This is a genomic window from Paenarthrobacter sp. TA1.8, assembly GCF_048595705.1.
Taxonomy (GTDB): Bacteria; Actinomycetota; Actinomycetes; order Actinomycetales; family Micrococcaceae; genus Arthrobacter; species Arthrobacter nitroguajacolicus.
In genome coordinates this window covers 3,740,093-3,764,706 of sequence record NZ_CP184287.1, presented here as the reverse complement: position 1 = coordinate 3,764,706, position 24,614 = coordinate 3,740,093, and the positions used below count along the sequence as shown (strand labels likewise).

The following is a 24,614-nucleotide window of genomic DNA, read 5'->3' as shown; positions in this document are numbered from 1 at the left end:
CATGCAAAGGTTGGCTGCACTGGCGGGACTGTAGCCTTCTTGTGAGCGAAATGCTGCAACCACCGGTAACCACTATCCTGCCATCTCTACTAGACAAGCCGATGACGGCGTCCGAGGCCGACGACGATTGCTGCCTGAATCACGAAAGAAAGCGCTGCACCTAGGGCGGCTCCTAGCGCCTGTGCAGCGAACGCGCCGAGTATTACACCCAATATGCATAGAACTGTAGTAAGTCCGGTTGTTACGGCGACTGCATGTTCGTGGCCCCTTGCCATTAGCAGGGCGTTGAAGATGGAAGCGACAGATCCAAAAGCTAGCCCGAGGACTATCACTTGCACAGTCGGGACCATGGATTGATAAGCCTGCCCAAGGAACAGGGGAATGGCTATGGGGCAGGCCAGCGCAATCAATATGAACAAAATGGTCGTTCCACCGAGAACTATGAAGATCTTCTTGCGGAAGTCAGCTGCTCGATAGACGCCTCGGGAGGCGGCAGGGAGCATGACCCCAGCCAAAGAGTCCGGAAGTATCCTCAAGGGGTTTATCAAACGGGTACCCATCGAGTAGAAGCCAGCTTGGACAGGCCCAGAGAGACTCGACACCAGGATGGCATCAAGATTTCTTGCTTGAGCAAATACTGAATTCATCCAAAAGTGACGAGTTCGGTGCAGGAGTTCTTGGAATCCAATGGGTTCCACACATCCGAGGCTTGGACGTATGTACCCTCGCGTGAGGACGATGCCAAGAACCGCAGACAGCATCATTCCTGTCGAGAATCCCAGAATCGGATCCATCCTCAGCAAGATGAAGAGTTCGAAAACGAGCACAGTCATTAGCCTACGTGCGACGAGTATCAGGACATTACGTTCCGCGTCTCCGTCCGCGACAAGAAGTCCCAGCCAAAGGTCCGCATTGCGTTCTGAAGCTATCCAAACAGATAGCGGCAACATGAGCCAGTACGTGGAATCTACTAGCGATCCCAAAAGTAGCAGGCCGACCAGGGTCAGAGCCGCCAATGCTATGGCCAGTCGTGATCCATGCGCCAGAGCGACTGGAACGCTTCCACTGTCTTTCTGCAGCGCTCGTTCGCGGATTACATAGGTAGAAATTCCGGCATCGAAAACTACCTGAGGGACTGTCGAAAATGCAATGAACACCATGACGATGCCAACGGTTTCGGGCGAGGAGCTTCGTGCCAGGAGCACCAATCCGGCCGCCTGGACCAGCGAAGCAAAGATTCTGCCCAAAGAAAGCCAGGAGACCTGGCTTGCGAATCCGCTGCGCATGTTTGGTTAGGTCTTTCGTGTGAGGATCGTAGATGGCAGGCTTCGCAGAAAAGGGGAGACACGAAAGTTCAAACAGCAGGAGAACAAAACGTGCCACCGTCGAGCCGACGTGGTTGCCTGATGAGTGATCTGGCTGGGCCGGTAACTGTACAGCTACTTAGATCAAGATTTGTCGATCCAACGGCGTGAATCCCTGCCAGCTGTCGATCGGAGGATGAGTTGGTCAAACTCCGAGGAGTCCGTTTCTTGGCTGTTCCCGGCGTTTGGACCGACAGACTTTCGCGGCCGGTCCATCTTCACATTGTCGGAAGCATCGGTCGATTTCGACGCATAGTTGTAGCCACCGTAGGCGTAGGCGTCGGGACCCTTGACCGGCATCCTATTAAGGACAAAGCCAAGAACTTTTGCGTCTACTAGTTCCAAGGCGGCCAGAGACTTCGTGAGTTCCTGTTGGCGTGTGCGACCGCAGCCCACAACGATTACAACGCCGCTGACGTGCTGAGCAAGGACTGCCGCGTCTGTCACTGGCAGAAGAGGGGGAGCGTCAATGATCACAGTATCGAACATTTCTTGAAGCCCCGCGAGAAGCCGTCCCATTTCATTTGATCCCAGAAGCTCACTGGGATTGGGCGGAATTTGCCCAGACGCTAGAACGTAGAGGCCCCCATCACCCCACGGCTGTAGCAGGTCGCTGATGTGCGCCTGGCCAACGAGGGCAGTCGTGAGCCCGGCACCGCGCTCCAGTCCCATGTACTCGCTGACCATAGGCCGCCTCAAGTCAGCGTCCACTAGGCATACGGATTGACCTGTTTCGGCGAGAGAGATCGCTAGGTTGGTTGCGGTTGTGCTCTTTCCCTCGCCCGGCAAGGACGACGTCACCAGAATGACTTTGGCTTGTCCTGACAAGTTCGCGAACTGAAGGTTCGTTCGAAGCTGTCGAAAGGACTCTGCTCGCTGGCTTTGCGACGATTCCTGCGTCAGCAAAGGAGACGACTGCGCATCTTTGTAGTAAGCGATACCACCCAAGAGTGGCAGGCTGGTGGCGGCTTTGAGGTCTACCTCGCCGCGGATGCGGCTGTCGGAGGTGGCGCGCAACACCGCAGCACCTAGGCCAAGCCCAAGCCCACACAGCAAGCCCACGATGAGGTTCAATCGGGTATTTGGTGCCGACGGGGATGTGGGAACCGAGGCTGGTGTTATGACTGAAAGTCCCACGGGAGAAGTTCCCCCAGACTTGGGCCTTTCGAGCTGGTCAACGGCTTTGACTAGGCTGTCCGCTACTGCTTGAGCCAGTGCGGCTGCTTGAACTGGTGAATTGTCCGAGACTGCGATGTTGATCATGACCGTGTTAAGGTCCGTGGATGCCTTAACACGGCTGCCAAGCTGCTCTGCTGTCGTCGATAAACCGAGCGCATCAATGACGGGCTGGAGCACGATAGGAGTGGTGACTGTCTTTACGTAGGACTGCACACGAGCTTGGCTGAATGTGTTTCCCTGTTGCAACTCCTGAGCAGATCCGGAGTTCTGAATTGCAACGAAGAGCTGAGTCTCGGCCGTATATGTAGGCTTCACGAGAACGGAAGCCCCAGCCCCTGTAAGGAGCCCCGCCATGGTGATTGCCACAATCAGAACCCAGTTGCGACGCAAAATGCGCAAGTAGTCGTGTATTTCCAAGCCGATCCCCCTGAATTGGTCTCTGGGACCTGCCGCGGGCATGCCACCAGACGGCAATCTGTGTGCGAATATGGCAATTGTAGCCGTTGAGGCCACTCGACACGTCCTTAACGCTCTGCGTTCGTCTCACAAAAAATCAGTTTGACATGAACCTGCGTCTTGATTATGTGCACCGATAACGCGAAGTAACTGCACCCATATGCGGTCTTATCGCAACAGTTGTGCGTCCTGGCATGCCTTGCGTTTAAACAGCCCGCTCCATCCCGAACTCCTCCACCCTGCGCCCCACACCCAGCAGCTCCGCAATAGCCGCGATCGTGCGCTCCGCCGCCAGCCCCTCACCATACGGATTCACGGCATTCGCCGTGGCCTCGAAGTGCAACTCTTCGTGAGCAGCCGGCTCACCTCCGCCACGATCCGCTCCTCGTCCGTGCCGATCAGCGCCACGGTGCCGGCTTCTACTGCTTCGGGGCGTTCGGCGTTGTCCCGCATCACCAGCAAATGCTTGCCCAAGCTGGGTGCTTCTTCCTTGACTCCGCCCGAGTCAGTCAGGACGATGTGAGCCAGTGACAGCATCCGTGTGAACTCGCCGTAAGCCAAAGGCTCGGTGACCAAAACGTTCGACTCCCCCTCCAAAGCGGGAAGCACGGATTCGCGGACCACGGGGTTCTTGTGCGCGGAAAGAACGATGACTAGGCCCGGCTAGGCGGCGGCGATGCGCGCGAGGGCCCGGCCAACTCCGCGCACGGCATCCCCTCGTTTTCTCGGCGGTGAGTAGTCACCAGAAGTATGCGTAGACCACTGCCTGCGAGCGACTCAAGCTGAAGGTCGGAGAACGTGACCTGCTTCTCAACTATGGTCAGAAGCGCATCACTAACGGAGCTGCCCGTCACCACGATGTTCTCGGCCGCCACACCTTCGGTCAACAGGTTTGCCCGGCTGGTGCTCGTCGGCGCCAAGTGCAGGAGAAACGATCTGGCTGGTGGTCTTGCGATTCGCCTTTTCCGGGAAGGGGGAAAGCAGGTTGCCGCTGCGATGCCCGGCTTCTACGCGGATCACTGGAATGCCGTGGTATAAAGCGGTGATAGCCCCGGTAGTGGAGGTAGTGGTGTCGTCCTAGACGATCACCGCGTCCGGCTTGGAGGCAGCAAACAAGGTATCGAGCCCGCTCATGGCGCGGGTCATGATGTCCGTGACAGATTGGCCGGGCCGGAGAATGTTGAGGTCGTGATCCGGAGTAATGCCGAACAGTTCGTTGACCCGATCAGCATTTCGCGGTGCTGTCCGGTAACCGCGACAACGCACTCGAAGAGGTCCGACTCCATCAACGCGCGCACAATAGGGGCCATTTTGATGGCTTCCGGCCGGGTCCCAGAAATAGGCATGATGGTGTGCCCGTCTTGCCCAAATGACCGGCCCAAGGGGGCATTCGAAACTTGTGCAATCCCAATCGTTCAGAACACCCAAGAATTGCGCAGAACACTTAGCACTCAGGCCGCAACCACACATCCAACAGCCCGCCCGTTTCCACAACGAATCGCCACGCCCAGCCAGCGGGGGAGAGCTGCGGCTCGGTACCAACCATCTGCACGTCGGCGGCGATGCACTGCTTCATCAGGGTGCCGGCTCGTTGAACGTGATAGTCGGAGGTCACCACGGTCACCGACGTCCATCCTCGTTCCGCGGCCAGATCGCGGAGTTGGGCGGCCTCGCCTCTGGTGTTCAGCGGATCGGGACGGAAGCAGTCAAGGTGGGTGACGCCGTCGTGCTCTTCGCAAAACTCATCCGAAGCGGCGTTGGCCGGCAGACCGGTGGTGACAACCACCAAGTCGCGGATCCCTAACTGGTCCCGCAAGGCGAGGCCCACCGGGAGTCGTTCGGTGCTCATGCCGCCGAGGACCACAATCGCGTCGGTCCGCTGGGGAGTGGCGTGGGTCGGGTTATTAAAGAGCTGGAAAGCAGCGGTGAGCCACAGGACACCCGCCAGGACGCAAGCCACCAGCGTCCAGGCGAGCTTTCTCTTGAACGTCACCGGGTATCTACGTCCTCGAACACCAGGAAGGTTTGGGTGTCCAGGATGCCGTCCATGGATTGCAATTGATCGAAGATGACGCGGCGGAGGTGGATGTTGTCTGTGGCACGGACCAGGAGGATGACGTCGAAGTCGCCGCCCACCAAAGCAATGTGGTGGATCTCCGGGATGGCCCGTAGCTGTTCCTTAAGTTCGCGCCACGAATGTTGCTGAACTTTCAACGTCACGTAAGCCGAAGACCGAAGGCCCGCCTTGATGGGATCCACCAGCGCCGTGAACTTGGTCAGCACGCCCTCGCCCGTGAGCCGGGCGATCCGGGTGTACGCGTGGGCGCGGCTGATGTGGACGTTCTCCGCCACCTGCGTGATGGACATGCGCCCGTCGGTGGTCAGCTCGCGGATGATGTCCCGGTCCACACTGTCCAGCGGTACGGCGGTCTGCTCCGCCTCGGCTTCGCTCACTGGCTCTCCAATTCGTCCACAGCACAGGTACGTTACCCAGCTCACAATTGCAATTCGTCTTTCAGAATACCCAGTTTAGGCAAGGGCTTCCATGATTCGGCGGAAAGCTGGATACGAAACAGAGCCGGGGAACATACTGGAAGCACATAGTGGCTAGAGAAGGACGGACCAATGACGATCCACGCAGACCACTCTGCGCCGGAAACGGCTGTAGAGGACCAAGCTGCTGACGTTCGGACAAAATTCGGCATCAGCGTTGAGGACTACATGCTCCCCGCCCGGCACCAGATCCAAATGGTGAACCCGGACGGCACCCTCCGCTCCCATGACGAGCAAGGCACCGAACCCGGCCACGAGTACCCCACGCCCAGCGACGCTGAACTGATGGCCGCCTATGAGCAGCTCGTCGTCGGACGTCGCGTCAACGACCAGAACTCTGCGCTCGTCCGGCAGGGCCGCATGGCCGTCTACCCCTCAAGCCACGGCCAGGAAGCCTGCCAGGTTGCAGCTGCCATGTGCCTCAGCGAAGGTGACTGGCTGTTCCCCACCTACCGTGACGCCGTCGCCGTCATGACCCGCGGGGTGGACCCCGTTGAGGTGATGACCATCTTCCGCGGCGACTGGCACGGCGGGTACGACCCCAAAGAGCACAACGTCGGCATCCAGTGCACCCCGCTGACCACCCAGCTGCTGCACGCCGTGGGTGTTGCCCACGCTGCCAAGCTGCGCGGTGAGAACACCGTAGTGATGGCCATGTGCGGCGACGGCGCCACCAGCGAAGGCGACTTCCACGAGGCACTGAACTTCGCCGCCGTGTTCCACCTGCCCGTCATCTTCTTCGTGCAGAACAACAAGTACGCCATCTCCGTACCGCTCAGCCACCAGTCCGTGGCGCCGTCGTTGGCCCACAAGGCTGTTGGCTACGGCATGGCCGGTGAACGCGTTGACGGCAACGACCTCGTGGCACTGCTCGCCGTGATGGACCGGGCCGTGAAGCTGGCCCGCGAAGGATCCGGGCCGCTGCTGATCGAGGCACACACGTACCGCATGCAGGCACACACCAACGCCGACGACGCCACCCGCTACCGTCCGGACAGTGAAGTTGCCGAATGGCAGGCCAAGGATCCGCTGGCACGCATGAAGTCGTACCTTACGGACAAGGGCCTGCTGGACGATTCCGCTTCCGAGCGCATCGCTTCGCATGCCGAGGCTGTGGCCACTCAGCTCCGCGAAGGCCTGGGGGAGGACGTTCCAGTGCAGCCGCTGGACCTCTTCAAGTACGTCTTCGCCAAGCAAACCCCGCAGCTGAAAGAGCAGTCCGAACTGCTGGCCAGCGAACTCGCCCGCGCTGAAAGCGCCAACACCGGATCGGAGAGCGCAAAATGACCGTCACCACTACTGCCAACGGCAACGTCAGCGCAGCCACCGCCAGCGCCGCCGCTTCCGCCGCGGCCACTGCCGAAGCCACCGGCCCGCAGAGCCTCACCATGGCCAAAGCACTCAACACCGCCATGGCCGACGCAATGCGCGCCGACTCCTCTGTCCTGGTATTCGGCGAGGACGTGGGCATGTTGGGCGGCGTCTTCCGCATCACCGACGGCCTCATGGCCGAATTCGGCGAACAACGCTGCTTCGACACCCCGCTCGCTGAATCCGGCATCGTCGGCATGGCCGTGGGTATGGCCATCAACGGCATGCGGCCCGTCATCGAAATGCAGTTCGATGCCTTCGCCTACCCGGCCTTCGAACAGATCGTCAGCCACGTAGCCAAAATGCACAACCGCACCAAGGGCAAGCTCAAAATGCCCATGGTCATCCGTGTTCCCTACGCCGGCGGCATCGGGGGAGTAGAACACCACTGCGACTCCTCCGAGTCCTACTACGCCCACACCGCTGGCCTGAAGGTCTACACCCCGGCCACCGTGGCCGACGGCTACCGCATGCTCCGCGAAGCCATCGACTCCGATGACCCCGTCATGTTCATGGAACCCAAGAAGCTCTACTGGTCCAAGGACCAGGTGGACTTGGGCGCCCTGCGAGCAGAGCACGACGCCGGCACCTCCACCGAGGGCCGCGCAGCTGTTGCCCGTCCCGGCACGGACGCGACGCTCATCGCCTACGGCCCGTCTGTCCCCACCGCGCTTGCGGCTGCCGCAGCCGCCGCCGAAGAAGGCCGATCGCTGGAAGTCATCGACGTCCGCACTCTCGTCCCCTTCGACGACGAAACCGTCTGCGCGTCCGTACGCAAGACGGGACGCGCCGTCGTGATCGCCGAAGCCCACGGATTTGCGTCCGTGTCATCCGAGATCGTGGCCCGCGTCCAGGAACGCGCGTTCCACTACCTCGCCGCGCCGATCCTCCGCGTGACCGGCTTCGACGTCCCGTTCCCGTCTCCCAAGCTGGAGCACTACTACCTGCCAAGCGTCGACCGCATCCTCGACGCCGTCGACGACCTTCAATGGGAGGACTGACCATGAGCTCAGATATGCAGGTCTTCAAACTGCCCGACCTGGGGGAGGGCCTCACCGAGGCCGAACTCGTTAACTGGCTCGTTGCCGTGGGCGACGAGATTGTGGTTGACCAGCCCATCGCCGAGGTTGAGACCGCCAAGTCCATGGTTGAGGTGCCCTCGCCTTACGCCGGCACCGTTGCCGAGCTGCACGGTGAGGCCGGTCAAACGCTCGACGTCGGCAAGCCGCTGATCTCCATTGCTCGCGCTGGTTCTTCTACGGGTTCGCCCGCTGCCGCTCCTCCTGTTCCTGCTGGTTCTGTGGATCCTTCGCCGGTGTCCTCGGGTCTTGACGCTTCGCCGGCCGTGGAAGCTGCCGCCGAGACGTACCGGACCGAGGAGAAGGCCGGCTCGGGCAACGTGCTGATTGGCTACGGAACGCCCGGGGGAGCGACCGGTGGCCGGACCCGCCCACGGAAGGCGAGTATTTCTGCTGATTCTGTTTCTGCTCCGGTTGCCGTTGCCGAGCCGGTGATGGAGCCGGCTGTGGCTGGGACGCGCATCCCCGGCAAGCTCAGTGCTGTCATCTCGCCGCTGGTCCGCAAGATGGCGCGCGACCACGGTGTTTCCCTCGACGCGATTGAGGGCTCGGGTGCCAGCGGGTTGATCATGCGCAAGGATGTGGAGGCGGCTATTTCTGCGCCGGAGGCACCTGCTGCTGTTCCTGCTCCTCGCGTTGCTGCTGTTTCTGGTGTTGCTGCTCCCGCTTCTGCTGATGCTGGTGCCGTTGACAGCCGGACTGGTTTGGCCGTCTCCGCGCGGACGCCTGTCCGTGGGGTCCGCAAGGCCGTCGCCGCGAACATGACCCGCAGCCGCTCGGAGATTCCGGAAGCCACCGTTTGGGTGGACGTCGATGCAACGGCACTGCTGGAAATGCGGGCCGAGCTCAAGAAGCGCGCACCGCACGATACCCCCGGCCTGCTGGCCTTCATCGCCCGTTTTGTCACGGCTGGGTTAAAAAAGTACCCGGCCCTGAACACGCGCTTTGAGACTGCTTCGGATGGCTCGCAGGAAATCGTTGGCTTCGACGGCATCAACCTCGGCTTCGCTGCCCAGACCGACCGCGGACTCGTTGTCCCGTCCGTCCGGAACGCGCATGAGCTGAGTGCCCGCGAACTGGACGCAGAGATCCGCCGACTCACCGCCGTCGCCCGTGACGGAAAGGCGACCCCCACCGAACTGGGCTCCGGCACTTTCACGCTGAACAACTACGGTGTGTTCGGTGTGGATGGCTCGGCCGCGATCATCAACTACCCCGAAGTTGCGATGCTCGGGGTGGGCCGCATCATCGACAAGCCCTGGGTGGTCAACGGTGAGCTGGCCGTCCGCAAGGTCACCGAGCTGACCCTGGCCTTCGACCACCGGGTGTGCGACGGCGAAACCGCTGCCGGCTTCCTCAGGTACGTCGCCGACGCAATCGAGAACCCCGGCGGCGCGCTCGCAGACATGTAACCCCCGACGCTCGCTCACATCCCTAGGGCTTGAGCCGGACGCTGGCGCACATCCCTCGGGCTTGAGCGGGACGCTCGCTCATGTCCCTCGGGCTTGAACGGGTCCCTCTCTCACGTCCCGAGGGCTTGAGTGGGTCGCTCGCTCACGTCCCTAGGGTTTGGGCGGGACGCTCGCTCACGTCCCTAGGGTTTGGGCGGGACGCTCGCTCATGTCCCGAGGGTTTGGGCGGGACGCTCGCTCATGTCCCGAGGGTTTGGGTGGGTCGCTCGCTCACGTCCCTCGGGTAGCGTCATTCGCCAGTGCCGTCGTAACAATCGCCCTGACTCAAGCCGGGCAAACCGCTCAGGATTGGAAGCTTAGGCTTGGCTAACCTAAAGTTCTAGAAGGAGATAGTCCCAACATCCTTTTCTTCCCCAAGAAAGTAGCCCCCCATGAAGTTCCGCAAGAACGCGCTGGCTGGAATCGCCCTCGCCGCCACCGCAGCCCTCGGCCTCGCGGCCTGTGGCTCCAACGCCGGCACTGCGCCCGCTGCCTCCGAATCCGCTGCTTCAGGCGATGGCATCACGGTGTACAACGCCCAGCACGAGAGCCTGACCAAGGAATGGATCGACGCCTTCACCAAGGAGACCGGCATCAAGGTCACCCTTCGCCAAGGCTCGGACACTGAGATGTCCAACCAGATCGTCCAAGAGGGCGCAGCTTCCCCGGCCGACGTTTTCCTCACTGAGAACTCACCCGCAATGGCGCAGGTTGAAAACGCAGGCCTCTTCGCTGATGTCGACAAGGCAACAACCGATCAGGTCCCGGCAGAGTTCCGCCCCTCCACGGGTAAGTGGACCGGCATTGCGGCTCGCTCCACTGTTCTGGTCTACGACAAGAACAAGATCAGCGAAGACAAGCTGCCTAAGTCCATGCTTGATCTGGCCAACCCCGAATGGAAGGGCAAGTGGGCTGCCTCGCCCACCGGCGCTGACTATCAGGCCATCGTTGCCGCCCTGCTCGAACTCAAGGGCGAGGCCGCTACTGAAGCCTGGCTCAAGGGCATGAAGGAAAACTTCAAGGCTTACAAGGGCAACGGCACCGCCATGAAGGCTGTCAACGCCGGAGAAGTCGATGCTGCACTGATCTACCACTATTACTATTACGGCGATCAGGCCAAGACCGGCGAGAACTCCAAGAACGTCACGCCGTACTACTTCAAGAACCAGGATCCGGGAGCATTCCTCTCCATCTCGGGCGGCGGTGTCCTGAAGTCTTCCAAGAAGGCGGCCGACGCCCAGGCATTCCTGAAGTTCATCACGGGCAAGCAGGGCCAGGAGATCCTCAAGAACGGTACGTCGTTCGAGTACGCCATCGCGTCGCAGGTTGATGCGAACCAGAAGCTGGTTCCCATCAAGGATCTGCAGGCACCTGCCGTTGACCCGGCGAAACTGAATTCCACCAAGGTCACCGATCTGATGACCAAGGCAGGACTGCTGTAATTCAGTGAGCGTCCGACTTTCGGCTCCCGGCTCTCAGAGACCGGAAAGCACGACGACGGCGGGTGGGGGCAAGCGCCCCCGCCCGCCTTTCGGCGTTTCCACTGTGTCCTTGCTGGCTGTGCTGATTGCACTGTTTTCATTGGTGCCGTTGGGCTATGTCGTCTATATGACAGCAGCGACAGGTTGGGACACCGCCGTCGAATTGATTGTCCGTCCGCGGGTCGGCGAGCTGCTGCTGAACACGATCATGCTGATGGTTTTGACTGTTCCGCTGTGCCTGGTGCTGGGGGTTGGAGGCGCTTGGCTGGTGGAACGGACCAACCTCCGCGGTCACCGCTGGTGGGCCGTCGCCTTGGCAGCACCTTTGGCGATCCCTGCGTTTGTGAACAGCTACTCATGGGTGTCTGCGGTTCCTTCGTTGGAGGGAATCTGGTCCGGCGTGCTGATCGCCACGTTGTCTTATTTCCCGCTCGTCTACATCCCGGCAGCGGCTACTCTTGGCAGGCTTGACCCGGCTATCGAACAATCGGCAGCCTCCATGGGCTTTGGTCCGTGGGCCGTGTTTTTCCGAGTGGTGCTGCCGCAACTTCGTATTGCGATGACCGGCGGGGCTTTGCTGGTGGCGTTGCATCTCCTGGCGGAGTATGGAGCCTTTGCCATGATCCGTTTCGATACCTTCACTACCGCGATCATGGTCCAGTTTCAGTCGACGTTCAACGGCACGGCAGGCAATATGTTGGCCAGCGTGTTGGTGTTCCTCTGCCTCATTCTGTTGCTCGCCGAGGTGAAGAGCCGCGGCACCGCCCGCTACGCACGCATAGGTTCCGGCGCCCAAGCCAAAGCCACCCGAATTCCGCTCGGACACTATCAAGCGCCGGCGCAACTGGGGTTGTTGAGCCTGACCGTCCTGGCGTTCGGGCTTCCTGTGTGGTTCGTGTTGCGTTGGACCGTAGCTGGAGGGCCGGAGGTTTGGGCAGCGGACGAGTTCGTCCCGGCGCTCCTGCAAACCCTCATGTACGGGGCAGTGGGCGCCGCAGTCACCACGGTGGTGGCCTTCCCCATGGCATACCTGGCTGTCCGGCACCCTAGCTGGTTCAGCAAAATGCTCGAGCTTTCCAACTACGTGACCAGCTCGATGCCCGGGATCGTGGTGGGCCTTGCGTTCGTCACCGTCAGCATCCGCGCCATTCCGGGTGTCTACCAAACCGCGGGCGTCCTGATCGCTGCCTACGTGCTGCTTTTCGTACCGCGGGCCCTGGTGAACCTCCGTTCCGGTCTTGCCCAAGCGCCCAAGGAGCTCGACGAGGCCGCCCAGTCCCTGGGTAAGGCTCCACTGGTGTCATTCTTCAAAGTCACCCTGCGGCTCACCGCCCCGGCCGCTGCCGGGGGAGCGGCCCTGGTTTTCCTCGCCATCGTCAATGAACTCACGGCCACGCTCCTGCTCGCACCCAACGGCACCCGAACGCTCGCAACAGAGTTCTGGAGCAAGAGCAGCGAAATCGACTACACCGGCGCGGCACCCTATGCGCTGCTGATGATCCTGCTCTCGGCCCCCATGACGTACCTCCTCTTCCAACAGTCCAAGAAAGTGGCCGGACAGTGACTACTCATTCCTCCCCGGGCTTCGCGGCTCCGCGCGTTGCGCCCACTGTTGCACCAACAACGGACAATCATCTGGACATTGCCGGTGTCACCAAAAATTTTGGTGCGCAGACAGTGATAAAGGGCGTAGACCTTTCCGTAGCCAAGGGTGGCACCACGGCCATTGTGGGTCCGTCAGGCTCGGGCAAGACCACGTTGCTCAGGCTCATCGCCGGTTTCGAACATCCCACCAAGGGCGCGATCAGTCTCAACGGAACCTTGGTTGCCGGAAACGGGGTCCGGGTCCCCGCGCACAAGCGGCACGTAGGCTACGTCGCCCAAGACGGCGCCCTTTTCCCGCATCTTTCGGTGGGGCAGAACATCTCTTTCGGTCTGGACGTTGGAAAGCTCGACGGCGGTCGGCGGGGCGTGCGGGCACGCGTTGAGGAATTGCTCGCGATGGTTTCGCTCGATGCGTCCATGGCAAAGCGCCGCCCCCACCAGTTGTCAGGCGGTCAGCAACAAAGGGTTGCATTGGCACGTGCCCTGGCTCGGGAGCCCGAATTGATGCTCCTCGATGAGCCGTTCTCCGCCCTCGATGCCGGGCTTCGCGTCGCCACGCGGAGGGCCGTGGCCAAGGTTCTGAACGAAGCAGGTGTGACCACCATCCTGGTTACCCACGATCAAGCCGAGGCGTTGTCCTTCGCGGATCAGGTGGCCATCATGCGTGATGGAACGCTGGCCCAAATTGGCAACCCTTTTGTCGTTTACACTCGTCCCGTGGACCGTGCCACCGCGGAGTTTCTGGGGGAGGCGGTCATTCTGGACGCGTGGATGGAAGGCTCGCTGGCTACTTGCTCGCTGGGCGGTATCCCCGTCAGGCGCCCGCCCGCACAAGGCAAGGTCCAACTCATGCTGCGGCCGGAACAAATCCGCATCGCCCCGGATGGCCCTATCCGTGGCGTCGTCGTGGACACCGACTACTTCGGCCCGGAAACCACCGTGCGCATCAAACTCGGTGCTTATGCTGCTCCCGACGGAGGAAGCTCCGGCTATGGACACCGCTACCCTGGCGGCGGCGAAGTCATCACCATCAGGCATTGGAATGCATCCATCACCAAACCTGGAACGGAGCTTTGCCTTCGGGTGGTTGGGGAGGGCGTAGCGTTCCCGGTGAGCGCTTAGCTGTCATATTCGGGGCACGGGGCATTATCCAGTTGAGTTAGGTTAGCTTTACCTTGTTCAATTTCGGATGTGACTATTCAGCCGGATTTGGCCGGAGTTTCGTTCGCCGCCAATCTGGCCGCGTTCGGAGACCGTACCGCCATCAGTATCGGGGAACGCTCAGTCAGCTACCTCGAACTTGCCCGCCGCGTCGAGGCCATGGCGCGCTCGTTCGGTCCTGCCCGATGCCTGATTGCCCTTGAGGCCGAGAACACCCTGTCGTCGCTTACCGTCTATCTCGCCGCGCTGGCATCCGGACATCCAGTGCTGATCTTGCCCCCGGGTGGCGGCCATGCCTCCGAAAAGCTCATTGCCGCCTATGACCCGGACATTGTTGCCCGTTCAGCGCAGGGCGATTGTGTCCTGGATGTCCGGAGGGATGTGACCCGGCACGATTTACACCCTGAGCTGGCACTCTTGGTCAGCACTTCCGGTTCCACCGGATCGCCAAAACTTGTTCGTCTCTCCGGTGCCTCCGTTCAGGCCAACGCGGCCGCTATCGCCGAATACTTGCACCTGCGTCCAAGTGACACCGCAGCCACCACGCTTCCCCTCTCATACTGCTACGGGATGAGCGTGGTCAACAGCCACATGCTGGTGGGTGCCTCGATCGCACTGACAGACCTGTCGGTGGTGGACCCTTGTTTTTGGGAACTGGTCCGGTCCCGGCACGTGACGTCGTTCGCCGCCGTGCCCTACACCTTCGATCTTCTTGACCGGGTGGGCTTCGAGCACATGGACTTTCCGAGCCTGCGCTACATCACCCAGGCAGGAGGCCGACTGGCCCCGGAAAAGGTCCGTTCATTCGCTGAACTGGGCCAAAAACGTGGCTGGGACCTTTTTGTCATGTACGGGCAGACGGAGGCGACAGCCCGGATGGCCTACTTGCCGCCCGACCAGGCGGTAGTCCACCCGCATGCAATCGGAATTCCAGTACCAGGCGGAGCGTTCCGGCTTGAACCCGTTCCGGGGCTCGATGCCAGCGAACTCGTATTCAGCGGCCCCAACGTCATGCTGGGCTATGCGGAGCGACCCGAGGATCTGGCTCTCGGCCGGGAAGTTACGGAGCTCCGTACCGGCGACCTTGCTCGTCAAGGCCCGGGCGGCCTCTATGAGATCGTTGGCCGGCGCAGCAGGTTCGTCAAAATCGCAGGGCTCCGGATTGATCTGGGACAAGTAGAGCGGCTCCTTGGAGACCTTGGTCTTAGTGCCGCCGCTGCCGGCTCGGATGAGATGGTGGTTGCGGCAGTGGAAGGGGACCGTGACTTCGCCTTGGCGGCCAAAACATTGGCGCAGGACCTGCGGGTGCCGCGTGCCGCCGTCGAACTTTACTCTGTACCGTCCATTCCGCGGCTGGCCAACGGGAAACCTGACTACCCCGCTATCCTGGCGCTGTCCGTCCGTGCGGAGCCGGCCCAGCCGGAAGACGTTCTCCACGCCGACGACGACAATTCGCCCGCGACGACGGATTCCGTGCAGAGAATCTTCGCAGACGCGTTGGAGCGCCAGGATATTGCTGTCACGGACAGTTTCGTTTCCCTGGGTGGAGACTCGCTATCTTATGTAGCGGTGTCGGTGCGGCTGGAGAAGGTTCTTGGCCGGATTCCACAAGGATGGCACACGATGCCCATCTGTGAGCTCGTTCCCGCGCCGGACTCAGCACCGTCGGGAGACTTGGGGAAAGCGGGAGCTCCGGGCTCGGTTGGCCGTGCCGTGCAGAAGTGGCAAAGCAAGCTGTTCGCGAGCATGGAAACAGGGATCGTTCTCCGTGCTGTGGCCATCGTTTTCATCGTGGCCACGCACATCGACTTTTTCTCTTGGGAAGGCACCGCGCACGTGCTCATGGCCTTGGCCGGCTACAACTTTGCGCGTTTCCAGCTCACGGGGTCCAGGCGCGAGCGGCTTAGACGGCAATTGCGGGCTGTCGCGCGGATAGTGGTGCCCAGCATCGCAGTGATCGGCCTCGCGTTCGTCGTCACCGACGACTATCGCTGGCACAACGTCTTCTTACTGAATTCCTTGGTGGGCCCGCCAGGGTGGACTGACCTGTCGCGTTTTTGGTTCGTTGAGGTGCTGGTCCACATCATGCTCGGCTTGGCGATCCTCTTGGTCATTCCTGGCGTTGATAGGGCGCTGCGCAGGTGGCCCTGGGGCTTTCCGCTGGTCCTGGCTGGTATTGATCTTTTGCAGCGCTTTGATGTCGTTCAACTTCCCTACCCCGGTCAGGGGCCTGTACTGTGGCTCTTCGCCTTCGGATGGGCCGCGGCGGTATCCCGGCGATGGTGGCAACGAGCTGCCATGACGGCCCTGGCCCTGTTGACGATTCCCGGATCCTTCCCAGACGAATACCGTAGCGCCACCATCCTGGTTGGTTTCCTCATTCTGCTGTGGGTCCCCACCCTGCCCGTTCCCCGCGGCCTTCCTCGCATCACGGCGCTGCTCGCCAGTTCATCCCTCTACATCTACGTCACCCACTGGCTGGTGTATCCGTATTTCGACGAGTTCAGCAAAGGCTTGGCTGTGGCGGCATCCCTGGCGGCAGGAGTGGCGTACTGGGCGTTGGCAACCCGCGCGATGGGCAACGCCGAACGGTGGCTTCGGGCCCGCAGTGCTGCTCGGCGTAATGACCGGAGAATTAGGTTGTGAAACTTGCCTCGTCCGTTGTTCAGCCTCTGGGCGACTGCGTGTGTGCGGCCTTGGCGCGCTGCTCCCGCAACCAGCGCCGTCGTTTTGCCGCGAGCCGGAACGCGTACACGGACATCACCAGCCCGCCGACGCCCACCCCGCATGCAAGCAGGATCACCTTAAGCTCACCGCCGGACGCTATAACGACGAAACTCAGCGCGAGCATGCCCACGGAGATGAGCGTGAGGAACACCGCCAGAGCTGTGATGAGTCCAGGGCTCTGAACGGGCGTGATGGCGTCCATGGAGTACCCCTCCGGCACACCGCCGGGGCCGTACTGCTCCTCGTACTGGCGCACGTTAAAGCTGCTGGGGTCATAGGGGGTTCCGTCGGGCCTGCGGAACTTCTTGTCTTGGCTGAACATCACACGAATCCTATCCGGATGTTGTGCCGAGCGCTTTTACCTTGGATGCCTCCGTAGTCTGGCTCCATGGGGAACCACCAACGAACCGTAGACGCCGTCCGTGCTGAGATCACGTCCGCAATCGCCGAAGTGCGGTCAGTCGCACGACTCGAGCACGATGTGCAGCGCCAGCACACCGCCGATTGGCTCGACAAGCAGTTCATTGACGTCACGGACGCTCATGCTCTCCGCTCGGCGGCGGCCGTTGCACTCTCGTTGTACGGCGGGAACGGATCCTTCTCTGACGTCGGAACGGCCGAGTCGGCGCGCGCTGTTGATCAGTTGGCGAGAGCCCTGCGCCGTGGACGGACGCTGTTTTTCCCAAGCCCGAGCTGAACTAGCGACGGCGGATAAGCGGCGGTAGCCGTCTCTTCACATGACAATAACGACGCCGGAGGTCAGGTTGGATTTCAACCTCACCTCCGGCGTCGTTGTCTTAATCTCAGGACCGGTGGGGATGACCCAAGCGATCAGGCCGGACTACAGCGGTGTGCCATGTACTCCGAAAGGAACCGGAGACGGTCTGTTCTGGTTGGTCCCATCACCGAGTTGTCCATATTCGTTCCAGCCCCAAGCCAAAGCATCACCGTTGCCCAGCACGACGAAGGCGTAACCGACTCCGCCGAAGACTGCGACTGCTCCGGTGACACCGACTACTGGGGTAGGGAGGTGTCGCTCGTTTGTGTCCCCACTTCCTACGGAACCCAGCACGTTATAGCCCCATCCGCGGACTGTGCCGTCTTTCATGAGGGCATAGCCATTTCCGTCGCCGGCCTCCAGAGTTGCGACTCCGGACAGCCCAGAAATTGCTACTGGCAAGTGACGCCAGGTTGTAGTTCCGTCGCCGAGTTGCCCCCAGCTGTTGTTACCCCAAGCCCACGCAGTGCCGTCCGTTTTCAGTGCGTACGCCGTGCCGTTTCCAGCGGAGATGCTCTTGACGTTGGCGAGGTTGACCTTGATCGGGTCCAGCCGCTCGGTTGTGGTGCCATCGCCCAGTTCGCCCGTGCCGTTTCTTCCCCATGCCCAGAGAGTTCCGTCGCTTTTCAGTGCGTAGCCCGCAGCTGGACCTGCCGAGATTGCCGTGATGCTGGAAAGACTTGTCAGGCGTGCCGGCACCGGGCGAACCTGCGGTTGCATGGCGTCAGGTCCTAAGGTGTACAGACCCCATGCCCAGACAGATCCATCCTTCTTCAGGGCTATAGCGCCGTAGTACATGGCCGCAACATCCACCACATCGCTCAGGCCTTGGATGGGCGCCGGAGTAGAACGGGAATCGGTAGATCCGTCCCCGAGCTGGTGGGAGGAGTTATCCCCCCATGCCCATACGGTTCCATCGAGTTTGACGGCGTAGGACGCTCCGTTGCCGGCGGCTACGTGCTTCACTCCGCTAAGTCCAGGAACTGGTTCGGGCAGGCTTCCCTCGGCGTCTCCACCCCAAGTCCGCACAGTGCCGTCAGATTGAACTTCGTAGCCCACTGTTGAAGACCCTGTGAAGGACCGCTGAACCAAATCCGGGTCCGGCGTCGATGTGTTAGTCGGTGTCGGCGTCGGCGTGGGGTTTGTTGGTGGGGGCTGGATGACGGTGGTGCCTTGGCAGGGGTTTGCAGTGAACAGCGGCCATGACTTGGTTACTGTGGCTTCCCACTCGCCCAGGTCGAAGCCCATGATCTCGATGCCTGCAGTTACGCCTAGCCGCCCTTCGACGCCGAGCTCCAGCGGGCAGGTCCAGCTGAGTTGTTGCCCGGTGGCCGCCGTAACGGTGATGGTGGTGGTCGCGTACGGTCCCATTCCGAACATGATCCCTGCGACGCCGTAGAGCTTGATCGTGGCATCAAAATCCAGGGACGCCCGCACGGTAAGAGACGCGGATGCCTTGTATTGATTCTGGATCCCGGCAGTGGAGGGCTTGTCATTGACCAGATTGAACGAGCCGTTTTTGTATTTGAACCCGTGCCCGCTGGAAACAGTCTGCGACGAGGAGAAAACCACCTGCGCATCTCCGTCCAGGGCGAAGTTCGCATTCATCTCCGCATCGGCGGTCACCGCCACGGGGACCGGCCCAACCCAGAACGTGAACCAGGCATTGAGCTCACCAAGCTTTGACGTCACCTGGCCCTTCAACGATCCCTCGGCGGTGACGGAATGCTCGGCCTTCACCGACGGCGTCACCACAACCGAGGCTTCCTTCAACTGCAGAAAACCGACGTCCAACGTCATCTTCGCCGTGGCCTTCGCCGTCACGGACGACTTCAACGTCACCGAGCCATTACCGGTCAAAGGTGCGTCGGGTTTGCCGAACTCGCCCTTCACGGTCTTCTTGAACGTCATCGACTTGTTGAACACATCCGCCGAGGCTTCCGCGAACGGTTGGGCCATGTCCAGCTTTGTTGCGGTCGGGGCCGCGTCTGGTTCAACCACGACGTCGGGCTCCGGGACGAACTCGGACCTCACCGGGGTGCCGCTCACCTCGAGCAACCCGCCGGTGGAGACGACGGCTTCGGGGAGAGTGGCGGGTTTGGTTTTGACCAGGGTGTTTCCGCCCGGGTCCCGCACTACCTGGACCACACGGACCAGCAACCCGTCCGGGGTACCGGTAGTGACACCGGAAACGAGCACGTCATTGGGTTTGATCTCTAGTGCCTTATCCGAGGGAAGGACCACCGTGTCAGCCGTTACCAGAGCTGTTTCCAGTTGGGCTGGTTCAAGGACCTCGACGTCGGGGGCCACCGTGACCGTCCCCGCCGCAGGGTTCCCCGGGTCAGCAGGTGCTTTTTGGCCCGCGTACCGGTACAGGAACGCAGCCATCGCATCACGGGCGATCCCGTTCAACGGCCGGTACTCCCGCACCCCGTTACCGACATCCCAGCCCGTGGAAATCCCCGACGCCGCCAACCACGTGATCTCCGCATAGAACCCGCCACTAGCCGGAACATCCACGAACGGCGACACCGGCGGGGCCGTGAACGCTGGCTTGTCCGCGTACCGGTACAAGAACGCTGCCATCGCATCACGGGCGATCGGGGACAACGGACGGTACTCACGCTTCCCGTTACCGATATCCCAGCCCGTGGAAATACCCTCCGCAGCCAGCCAGGTGATCTCCTTATAGAACGCAGCCCCGGCCGGGACGTCCGTGAACGGAGATTCTGCGGGAGCGCTGAACGCCGGTGACCCGGCGTGACGGTACAGGAACGCGGCCATCGCGTCCCGGGCAATGGACTCCAACGGACGATACTGCCGCACCCCGCCGACATCCCAGCCCGTGGAAATACCCGACGCCGCCAACCACGAAATCTCCGTAGCGAACTGCGACTCGGTTGGCACATCAGAGAACGTCACTACGTTCTCCACCACCGGATCCGCGGCCACCGCCGCCGGCAACACCAACAACCCCGGCGCTACCACCATCAACACCACAGCAATCAACCACGCCACACCACGACGAAACACCGCAACCCCCACACACCGGCGACACCCAGAAAACACTCAGAAAGCTAACTACACGGCATCCATCACAAGCGAAGCAACAGAAAGCGCCCAAAAGTCGCGGACATTGCTCAATATGGCGGCTAGGTGGCACTCCGCCAAGGCTGATGTCACGGGAAAGCACCCAACGCCCGTCCGGATAGTAAGGAACCTGCCTATAGTGGTGGCAAGACTCATAGGAGGAAACGGAGACATGTACCGGCGATGGAGAGTGGCCATTCTGACGGCGGCTGTCATTTTGCTAACGGGCTGCGGAGTCAGCGTCCCGGCCGACCCCCACGGCACCCTCGAGCGCGTCAGCGGTGGCGTGCTCAAGGTAGGTGCTAGTCCCAATGGCGACTGGGTGAAGCTGCCACCTTCCGGGGAGCCCACTGGGACCGAAGCCGAACTGGTACGGAGGTTCGCCGCGCAACTGGATGCCAAGGTGGAGTGGAGCACGGGCAGCGAACATATCCTGGCCGAACGCGTAGAGCACGGCGAACTTGACCTGATGATCGGCGGCCTGCGCGAAGACACGCCATGGGAAAAGCACACAGCGCTGACGGAGCCCTATACAGAATCCGTGGACGACACCGGGAAAAAGCATAAGCACGTGATGCTGGTCGCCAAAGGGGAGAACGGCTTCCTCCTAAAACTGGATACGTTCCTCAAAGAGTCGGAGGGCACCAAGTGAAAGACACCGCCAGCCTCCCCGCGAAAGTGAACTCACGTTTCGGCCATACCGAATTGCCGGAAGAGCAGCACCAGGCGCTACGCAAAGCGACCCGCTTCGAGTGGATCACCGTGGCATTCCTGGCAGTTTCGACCGCCATGATCTATCTCCTGCTGGGAAACTCCCAAGCTATGAAGGCCGCGTGGCTTGAAGACGTCCTGTCGTTCCTGCCGCCCCTGTCTTTCCTGATTGCCGCCCGCGTGATCCGCAAGCGCCCCACCGAGGAGCATCCTTACGGTTACCACCGTGCTGTTGGCGTAGCCCACGTCGTAGCGGCTGTGGCCTTGTCCGTCATGGGCGCGTACTTGATTGTGGATTCCGGCATCAGCCTTCTGACGGCGGAACACCCCACCATCGGAGGGTTCGACTTCTTCGGCCAGACAATATGGCTTGGCTGGGTAATGATCGTTGCCATGCTCCTCACCGCGGGTCCGCCGGTGTACTTGGGGCACGTGAAGATGAAACTGGCGAAGACCCTACACGACAAGGTCCTCTATGCGGACGCCGACATGAACAAAGCAGACTGGCAGACCGCCGTCGCCGCTGCTGCAGGCGTTGCGGGCATCGGTATCGGTTGGTGGTGGGCGGACGCAGTCGCCGCCTTGATCATCTCCGCGAGCATCCTTCACGACGGCATACGCAACACCAAGGCAGCCATCACTGCCCTCATGGACAAGCGCGCTAGAACGTACGACGACGCCAAGCCTCACCCCTTGGGCAATGAGATTGACGACTACCTCAGCGGACTCGACTGGGTGGAAACGGCAAAATCCCGGATTAGGGACGAAGGACACGTCTTCCACATCGAAACGTTCGTTGTCCCGTCAGGGGACATGCCAACCCTGAAGCAGCTGGAAACAGCCCGCCGAGCATGTATTGATCTGGACTGGAAGGCGAAGGACATGGTCTTGGTTCCCGTTTCCACCTTGCCCGCAGAGTTCCTGCCCGGCCTTCCAGGGGAACACTGAACCTCCATGTACACGCAGAAACGGCCGGCACCATCTATGTGGTGCCGGCCGTTTCGCTTGATGGGGACTAGCCTGCGTTGAACTTCGCGTTGTAGCGGTACATGAACGCTGCCATCGCATCGCGGTTGACGGCGTTCACCGGGCGGAACGTCTTACTGTTGTCCGCTTCTGTCCAGCCAGTGCTAATGCCTTGGGCTGCCAGCCAAGTGATCTCCTTGTAGAACTGGCTGTTTGTTGGCACATCGGTGAACGGCGACGTGGCCGGGGGAGTGAACGCCGGTTTCAATGCCAACCGGTACATGAAGGCTGCCATGGCGTCACGGTTGACCGCCTGAACGGGGCGGTAGGTCTTGCTTCCGTCGGCCTCCGTCCAACCGGTGGAAACACCTTTGTCAGCGAGCCAAGTGATTTCCTTGTAGAACTGGCTGTTTGTGGGCACGTCCGCGAAGGGTGAGGTAGCCGGAGGCGTGAATGCCGGTTTGCCAGCCAGCCGGTACATGAAGGCTGCCATCGCGTCACGGTTGACGGGGGTAAGAGGTCGGAACGTCTTGGAGCCGTCCGCTTCCGTCCAGCCGGTGCTGATGCCGGCCGTGGCCATCCAGGTAATTTCCGTGCTGAATTGCCCACCTGCGGGCACGTCGGCGAATCCGGTTCCGGCGTTGCCTGCCGTGGCGAAGCTGAGCGTGCCGATGTCAGTGTTGGTTCCCACTGTGGTGGTTACATTCGAGGCAGCCCCTTCAGTTTTCACGTTGCCGGAGAAAATGGTCCCCAGGGAACCCGAAGGCCGGGTAGGGATCATGTTGGCCGAGACGAGGTAGCTTCCTGTGCTGAGCCCTGTCACCTTGAAAGTGCCGTCGGCGATGGTGTTTGCGCCGCGGGTGACCAGCGAACCGTCCTTGGTGTAAACGCGGACAGGAACATTGTTCAACGGCTGGCCATCTGTGCCCACAATCTTGCCCGTGAGCGTGCCACCCGCCTTCGCTGTGCTCGTCAGCCCGGTCTTGGCTTCACCTGTAGCGACTGTGATCGGAGTTGCCGAAGCGGCACCCAATGACTCGGCCTTGTCCTTGTAAAAGGACGCTTCCAAGTCGGTGGTGAGGCCGCTCGAGCGGTTGAATTCAATGGTGTAAGTGCCAGCGGGCAGCTTAGTGAACGAGAATGTTCCGTCGTCATTGACAGATGCACTGCCAACGCCGCCTGGTCCAGTCGCCGTCGCGTACTTGTACTGGCTTTGGGAGCCTGCGGGGATGGCGAGTGTGCCGGAAACCACCGCTCCAGGGAGGAGAGCTTCATTTGCGATCGGGAGGATTTGCCCCGTGGTGACACTCACGGCTTCAGACGAGGCAGCATCCAGCTTTTGCCCGTGCCACTGGTTGAGAAGGTTCTGGTTACCCGGCGAGTACTCGAGTTTGTAGGAGCCTGCCGGAAGTCCACCGATGGTGAATGCACCTGTGCCATCGGTTTGACCGCTGCCCACCCATTTCACCCCGGCGGTGTCCTTCGCCATTACGAGGATGTTGGCTGCGGAAAAGCCGGCGGGTACCGTTACTTTGCCCTTGATTTGCGCTGCGGCAATCAGCGTTTGGTTGATGCCCACTGTGGGCTGGGCGGAAGAAACCGCTACCAAGGTTGCTGTGTCCGCCGTAGCATCTGGAGGTCCGTAATAGGCCGAGACGACAGGGGACTGATCGCCACTCCATCCGAAGGAGATCCTGTAGGAGGCCGGCACCAGTCCTCCCAAGCTGAATTCGCCGTTTGCTTTTGGAGTGGTGTATCCACCGAAATCTGCTGGTTTAGCGGGATTTGTGAGGGACACGGCTACTTTGGTCACATCCACCCCCACGGGTACTGTCACTTTGCCCGTAAGGATGCCGGCAGCAGCCAAGGTAATGTTCTGGCCCGTGACGTTGCCCTGTTTGGGAACGTTTACCAAGGTGGCCGCAGGCCAGTTAACTCCGCCGAGGTAGGTGGAGATTATGGGGCTCGGAGTTTCCTCGTCACTCCAATAGAAGTTGAGCCGGTACTGGCCGGCAATCATGTTGGTGAGCGAGTACGTACCGTCCGCTTTCAGGGAAGCCCTATAAGAGCTGTATTCGCCGTCCCGCGTTGCGTCCACCGTGATCTTCGTGGGGTCGACGCCGGCCGGAACCGCCGCCTTGCCGCTGACGGTCGCGCCTGTGTTCAGAACGGCAGAGACGTTGGCCTGTGCTTGCCCTGTGGTCAGCGAGATGGTTTGGGCTGAGGACGCCAGTTCCTTGTCGTCATACCATTCCGAGACGTTGACTGGTGCGCCACCACCGTCCCCGTAGGCGCTGAACTTAACCTTGTAGGTGCCGGGCTCCAGCCCCTCCAAAGTGTAAGTTCCTGATCCGCTCCAAATGCGGGTTTCGCCGACGAAGGCGTCGTTTTTGTAGGCGTCGATAATGATCATGCTGGCATTGAGACCAGCCTGCATCTGCACGCTTCCGCTGATGCTTGCAGTTCCCGCAGCGACGGCGGCCGGCGCACCGGAGAAGGATGCTGCGAGGAGTGATAAACCGGCCACGGGCACAAGTATTTGCCGCAAAAGTTTCGGTTGTTTCAAGAGTGCCCCCATATATTTGATTTTCGACGCCGAGTCAAGTCAAGTTGTTGCGTCAGCCACATGCTATTTCTTATAC

Annotated in this window: 18 protein-coding genes and 1 pseudogene; 11 read left to right on the top strand and 8 right to left on the bottom strand. The window is 61.1% G+C overall.

The window, feature by feature from the left end:
- Window positions 1–89: 89 nt before the first annotated feature.
- On the bottom strand, window positions 90–1,205 hold the full coding sequence (locus ACNAOT_RS17480) for a lipopolysaccharide biosynthesis protein (RefSeq protein WP_420181189.1): 1,116 nt from the start codon (window positions 1,203–1,205) through the stop codon (window positions 90–92).
- On the opposite strand from ACNAOT_RS17480, the gene ACNAOT_RS17475 reads away from it, so the two are divergent.
- On the top strand, window positions 1,159–1,296 hold the full coding sequence (locus ACNAOT_RS17475; protein ID WP_420181221.1) for a hypothetical protein: 138 nt from the start codon (window positions 1,159–1,161) through the stop codon (window positions 1,294–1,296). The two genes, ACNAOT_RS17480 and ACNAOT_RS17475, sit on opposite strands and share 47 nt — an antisense overlap.
- Before the next feature lie 152 nt (window positions 1,297–1,448).
- On the opposite strand, the gene ACNAOT_RS17470 is transcribed toward ACNAOT_RS17475, so the two are convergent.
- The 4 genes and pseudogenes from ACNAOT_RS17470 to ACNAOT_RS17455 all read right to left on the bottom strand — a co-directional run bounded on the left by ACNAOT_RS17470 (window position 1,449) and on the right by ACNAOT_RS17455 (window position 5,453).
- Window positions 1,449–3,002, bottom strand: coding sequence for a polysaccharide biosynthesis tyrosine autokinase (locus tag ACNAOT_RS17470; protein ID WP_420178737.1), 1,554 nt, complete (start codon window positions 3,000–3,002; stop codon window positions 1,449–1,451).
- A 202-nt stretch (window positions 3,003–3,204) separates the two neighbouring features.
- Window positions 3,205–4,345: pseudogene (gene wecB / locus ACNAOT_RS17465) on the bottom strand (non-hydrolyzing UDP-N-acetylglucosamine 2-epimerase).
- Window positions 4,346–4,443: 98 nt separating this feature from the next.
- The gene (locus tag ACNAOT_RS17460) at window positions 4,444–4,992 is read right to left on the bottom strand and encodes a YdcF family protein (RefSeq protein ID WP_420178736.1); all 549 of its coding nucleotides are present in this window, start codon (window positions 4,990–4,992) and stop codon (window positions 4,444–4,446) included.
- Window positions 4,989–5,453: an Lrp/AsnC family transcriptional regulator gene (locus ACNAOT_RS17455; protein ID WP_014922530.1), complete on the bottom strand. Its 465-nt coding sequence runs from the start codon at window positions 5,451–5,453 to the stop codon at window positions 4,989–4,991. The genes ACNAOT_RS17460 and ACNAOT_RS17455 overlap by 4 nt, the downstream gene beginning before the upstream one ends.
- A 171-nt stretch (window positions 5,454–5,624) precedes the next feature.
- On the opposite strand from ACNAOT_RS17455, the gene pdhA reads away from it, so the two are divergent.
- The 7 genes from pdhA (at window position 5,625) to ACNAOT_RS17420 (ending at window position 16,346) form a co-directional block, all read left to right on the top strand.
- Window positions 5,625–6,839, top strand: a complete 1,215-nt coding sequence (gene pdhA / locus ACNAOT_RS17450) for a pyruvate dehydrogenase (acetyl-transferring) E1 component subunit alpha (protein WP_420178735.1) — start codon at window positions 5,625–5,627, stop codon at window positions 6,837–6,839.
- Window positions 6,836–7,924 carry an alpha-ketoacid dehydrogenase subunit beta gene (locus tag ACNAOT_RS17445; protein ID WP_141281448.1) on the top strand — a complete coding sequence of 363 codons (1,089 nt, stop codon included), beginning with the start codon at window positions 6,836–6,838 and terminating at the stop codon, window positions 7,922–7,924. Before pdhA ends, ACNAOT_RS17445 begins: the two co-directional genes overlap by 4 nt.
- 2 nt (window positions 7,925–7,926) lie before the next feature.
- Window positions 7,927–9,414: a dihydrolipoamide acetyltransferase family protein gene (locus tag ACNAOT_RS17440; protein ID WP_420178734.1), complete on the top strand. Its 1,488-nt coding sequence runs from the start codon at window positions 7,927–7,929 to the stop codon at window positions 9,412–9,414.
- 431 nt (window positions 9,415–9,845) lie between these two features.
- The gene (locus ACNAOT_RS17435; protein ID WP_420178733.1) at window positions 9,846–10,895 is read left to right on the top strand and encodes an iron ABC transporter substrate-binding protein; all 1,050 of its coding nucleotides are present in this window, start codon (window positions 9,846–9,848) and stop codon (window positions 10,893–10,895) included.
- Window positions 10,896–10,899: 4 nt separating this feature from the next.
- A complete protein-coding gene (locus tag ACNAOT_RS17430) occupies window positions 10,900–12,498 on the top strand; it encodes an ABC transporter permease (protein WP_420178732.1) in 1,599 nt (532 codons plus the stop codon).
- On the top strand, window positions 12,495–13,661 hold the full coding sequence (locus tag ACNAOT_RS17425) for an ABC transporter ATP-binding protein (protein WP_420178731.1): 1,167 nt from the start codon (window positions 12,495–12,497) through the stop codon (window positions 13,659–13,661). The genes ACNAOT_RS17430 and ACNAOT_RS17425 overlap by 4 nt, the downstream gene beginning before the upstream one ends.
- Window positions 13,662–13,730: 69 nt before the next feature.
- Window positions 13,731–16,346: an AMP-binding protein gene (locus ACNAOT_RS17420; RefSeq protein ID WP_420178730.1), complete on the top strand. Its 2,616-nt coding sequence runs from the start codon at window positions 13,731–13,733 to the stop codon at window positions 16,344–16,346.
- Between the two features lie 19 nt (window positions 16,347–16,365).
- Here the strand turns inward: ACNAOT_RS17420 and ACNAOT_RS17415 are convergent, their stop codons facing one another.
- Entirely contained in the window at window positions 16,366–16,749 is a 384-nt protein-coding gene (locus tag ACNAOT_RS17415; RefSeq protein ID WP_420178729.1) for a hypothetical protein, read from the bottom strand.
- Between the two features lie 66 nt (window positions 16,750–16,815).
- Here ACNAOT_RS17415 and ACNAOT_RS17410 point away from each other — a divergent pair, with 66 nt between their 5' ends.
- Complete coding sequence (locus tag ACNAOT_RS17410) at window positions 16,816–17,124, top strand: DUF6966 domain-containing protein (protein WP_420178728.1); 309 nt, start codon at window positions 16,816–16,818, stop codon at window positions 17,122–17,124.
- Between the two features lie 144 nt (window positions 17,125–17,268).
- Here ACNAOT_RS17410 and ACNAOT_RS17405 read toward each other — a convergent pair whose 3' ends face one another.
- A complete protein-coding gene (locus tag ACNAOT_RS17405) occupies window positions 17,269–19,989 on the bottom strand; it encodes an S-layer homology domain-containing protein (RefSeq protein WP_420181188.1) in 2,721 nt (906 codons plus the stop codon).
- 478 nt (window positions 19,990–20,467) lie between these two features.
- On the opposite strand from ACNAOT_RS17405, the gene ACNAOT_RS17400 reads away from it, so the two are divergent.
- Both ACNAOT_RS17400 and ACNAOT_RS17395 read left to right on the top strand, forming a co-directional pair.
- Window positions 20,468–20,947 carry a transporter substrate-binding domain-containing protein gene (locus ACNAOT_RS17400; protein WP_420178727.1) on the top strand — a complete coding sequence of 160 codons (480 nt, stop codon included), beginning with the start codon at window positions 20,468–20,470 and terminating at the stop codon, window positions 20,945–20,947.
- Window positions 20,944–21,954, top strand: a complete 1,011-nt coding sequence (locus ACNAOT_RS17395; protein ID WP_420178726.1) for a cation transporter — start codon at window positions 20,944–20,946, stop codon at window positions 21,952–21,954. The genes ACNAOT_RS17400 and ACNAOT_RS17395 overlap by 4 nt, the downstream gene beginning before the upstream one ends.
- Before the next feature lie 67 nt (window positions 21,955–22,021).
- On the opposite strand, the gene ACNAOT_RS17390 is transcribed toward ACNAOT_RS17395, so the two are convergent.
- Window positions 22,022–24,505, bottom strand: a complete 2,484-nt coding sequence (locus ACNAOT_RS17390; RefSeq protein WP_420181187.1) for an S-layer homology domain-containing protein — start codon at window positions 24,503–24,505, stop codon at window positions 22,022–22,024.
- Window positions 24,506–24,614 lie beyond the last annotated feature (109 nt).

Coding starts and splice junctions, on each gene's coding strand:
- ACNAOT_RS17435 (WP_420178733.1), top strand. CDS start 9,846: ATGAAGTTCCGCAAGAACGCGCTGGCTGGAATCGCCCTCGCCGCCACC.
- ACNAOT_RS17470 (WP_420178737.1), bottom strand. CDS start 3,002: ATGCCCGCGGCAGGTCCCAGAGACCAATTCAGGGGGATCGGCTTGGAA.
- ACNAOT_RS17415 (WP_420178729.1), bottom strand. CDS start 16,749: ATGTTCAGCCAAGACAAGAAGTTCCGCAGGCCCGACGGAACCCCCTAT.
- ACNAOT_RS17410 (WP_420178728.1), top strand. CDS start 16,816: ATGGGGAACCACCAACGAACCGTAGACGCCGTCCGTGCTGAGATCACG.
- ACNAOT_RS17475 (WP_420181221.1), top strand. CDS start 1,159: ATGACGATGCCAACGGTTTCGGGCGAGGAGCTTCGTGCCAGGAGCACC.
- pdhA (WP_420178735.1), top strand. CDS start 5,625: ATGACGATCCACGCAGACCACTCTGCGCCGGAAACGGCTGTAGAGGAC.
- ACNAOT_RS17440 (WP_420178734.1), top strand. CDS start 7,927: ATGAGCTCAGATATGCAGGTCTTCAAACTGCCCGACCTGGGGGAGGGC.
- ACNAOT_RS17400 (WP_420178727.1), top strand. CDS start 20,468: ATGTACCGGCGATGGAGAGTGGCCATTCTGACGGCGGCTGTCATTTTG.
- ACNAOT_RS17445 (WP_141281448.1), top strand. CDS start 6,836: ATGACCGTCACCACTACTGCCAACGGCAACGTCAGCGCAGCCACCGCC.
- ACNAOT_RS17405 (WP_420181188.1), bottom strand. CDS start 19,989: ATGGCCGCGTTCCTGTACCGTCACGCCGGGTCACCGGCGTTCAGCGCT.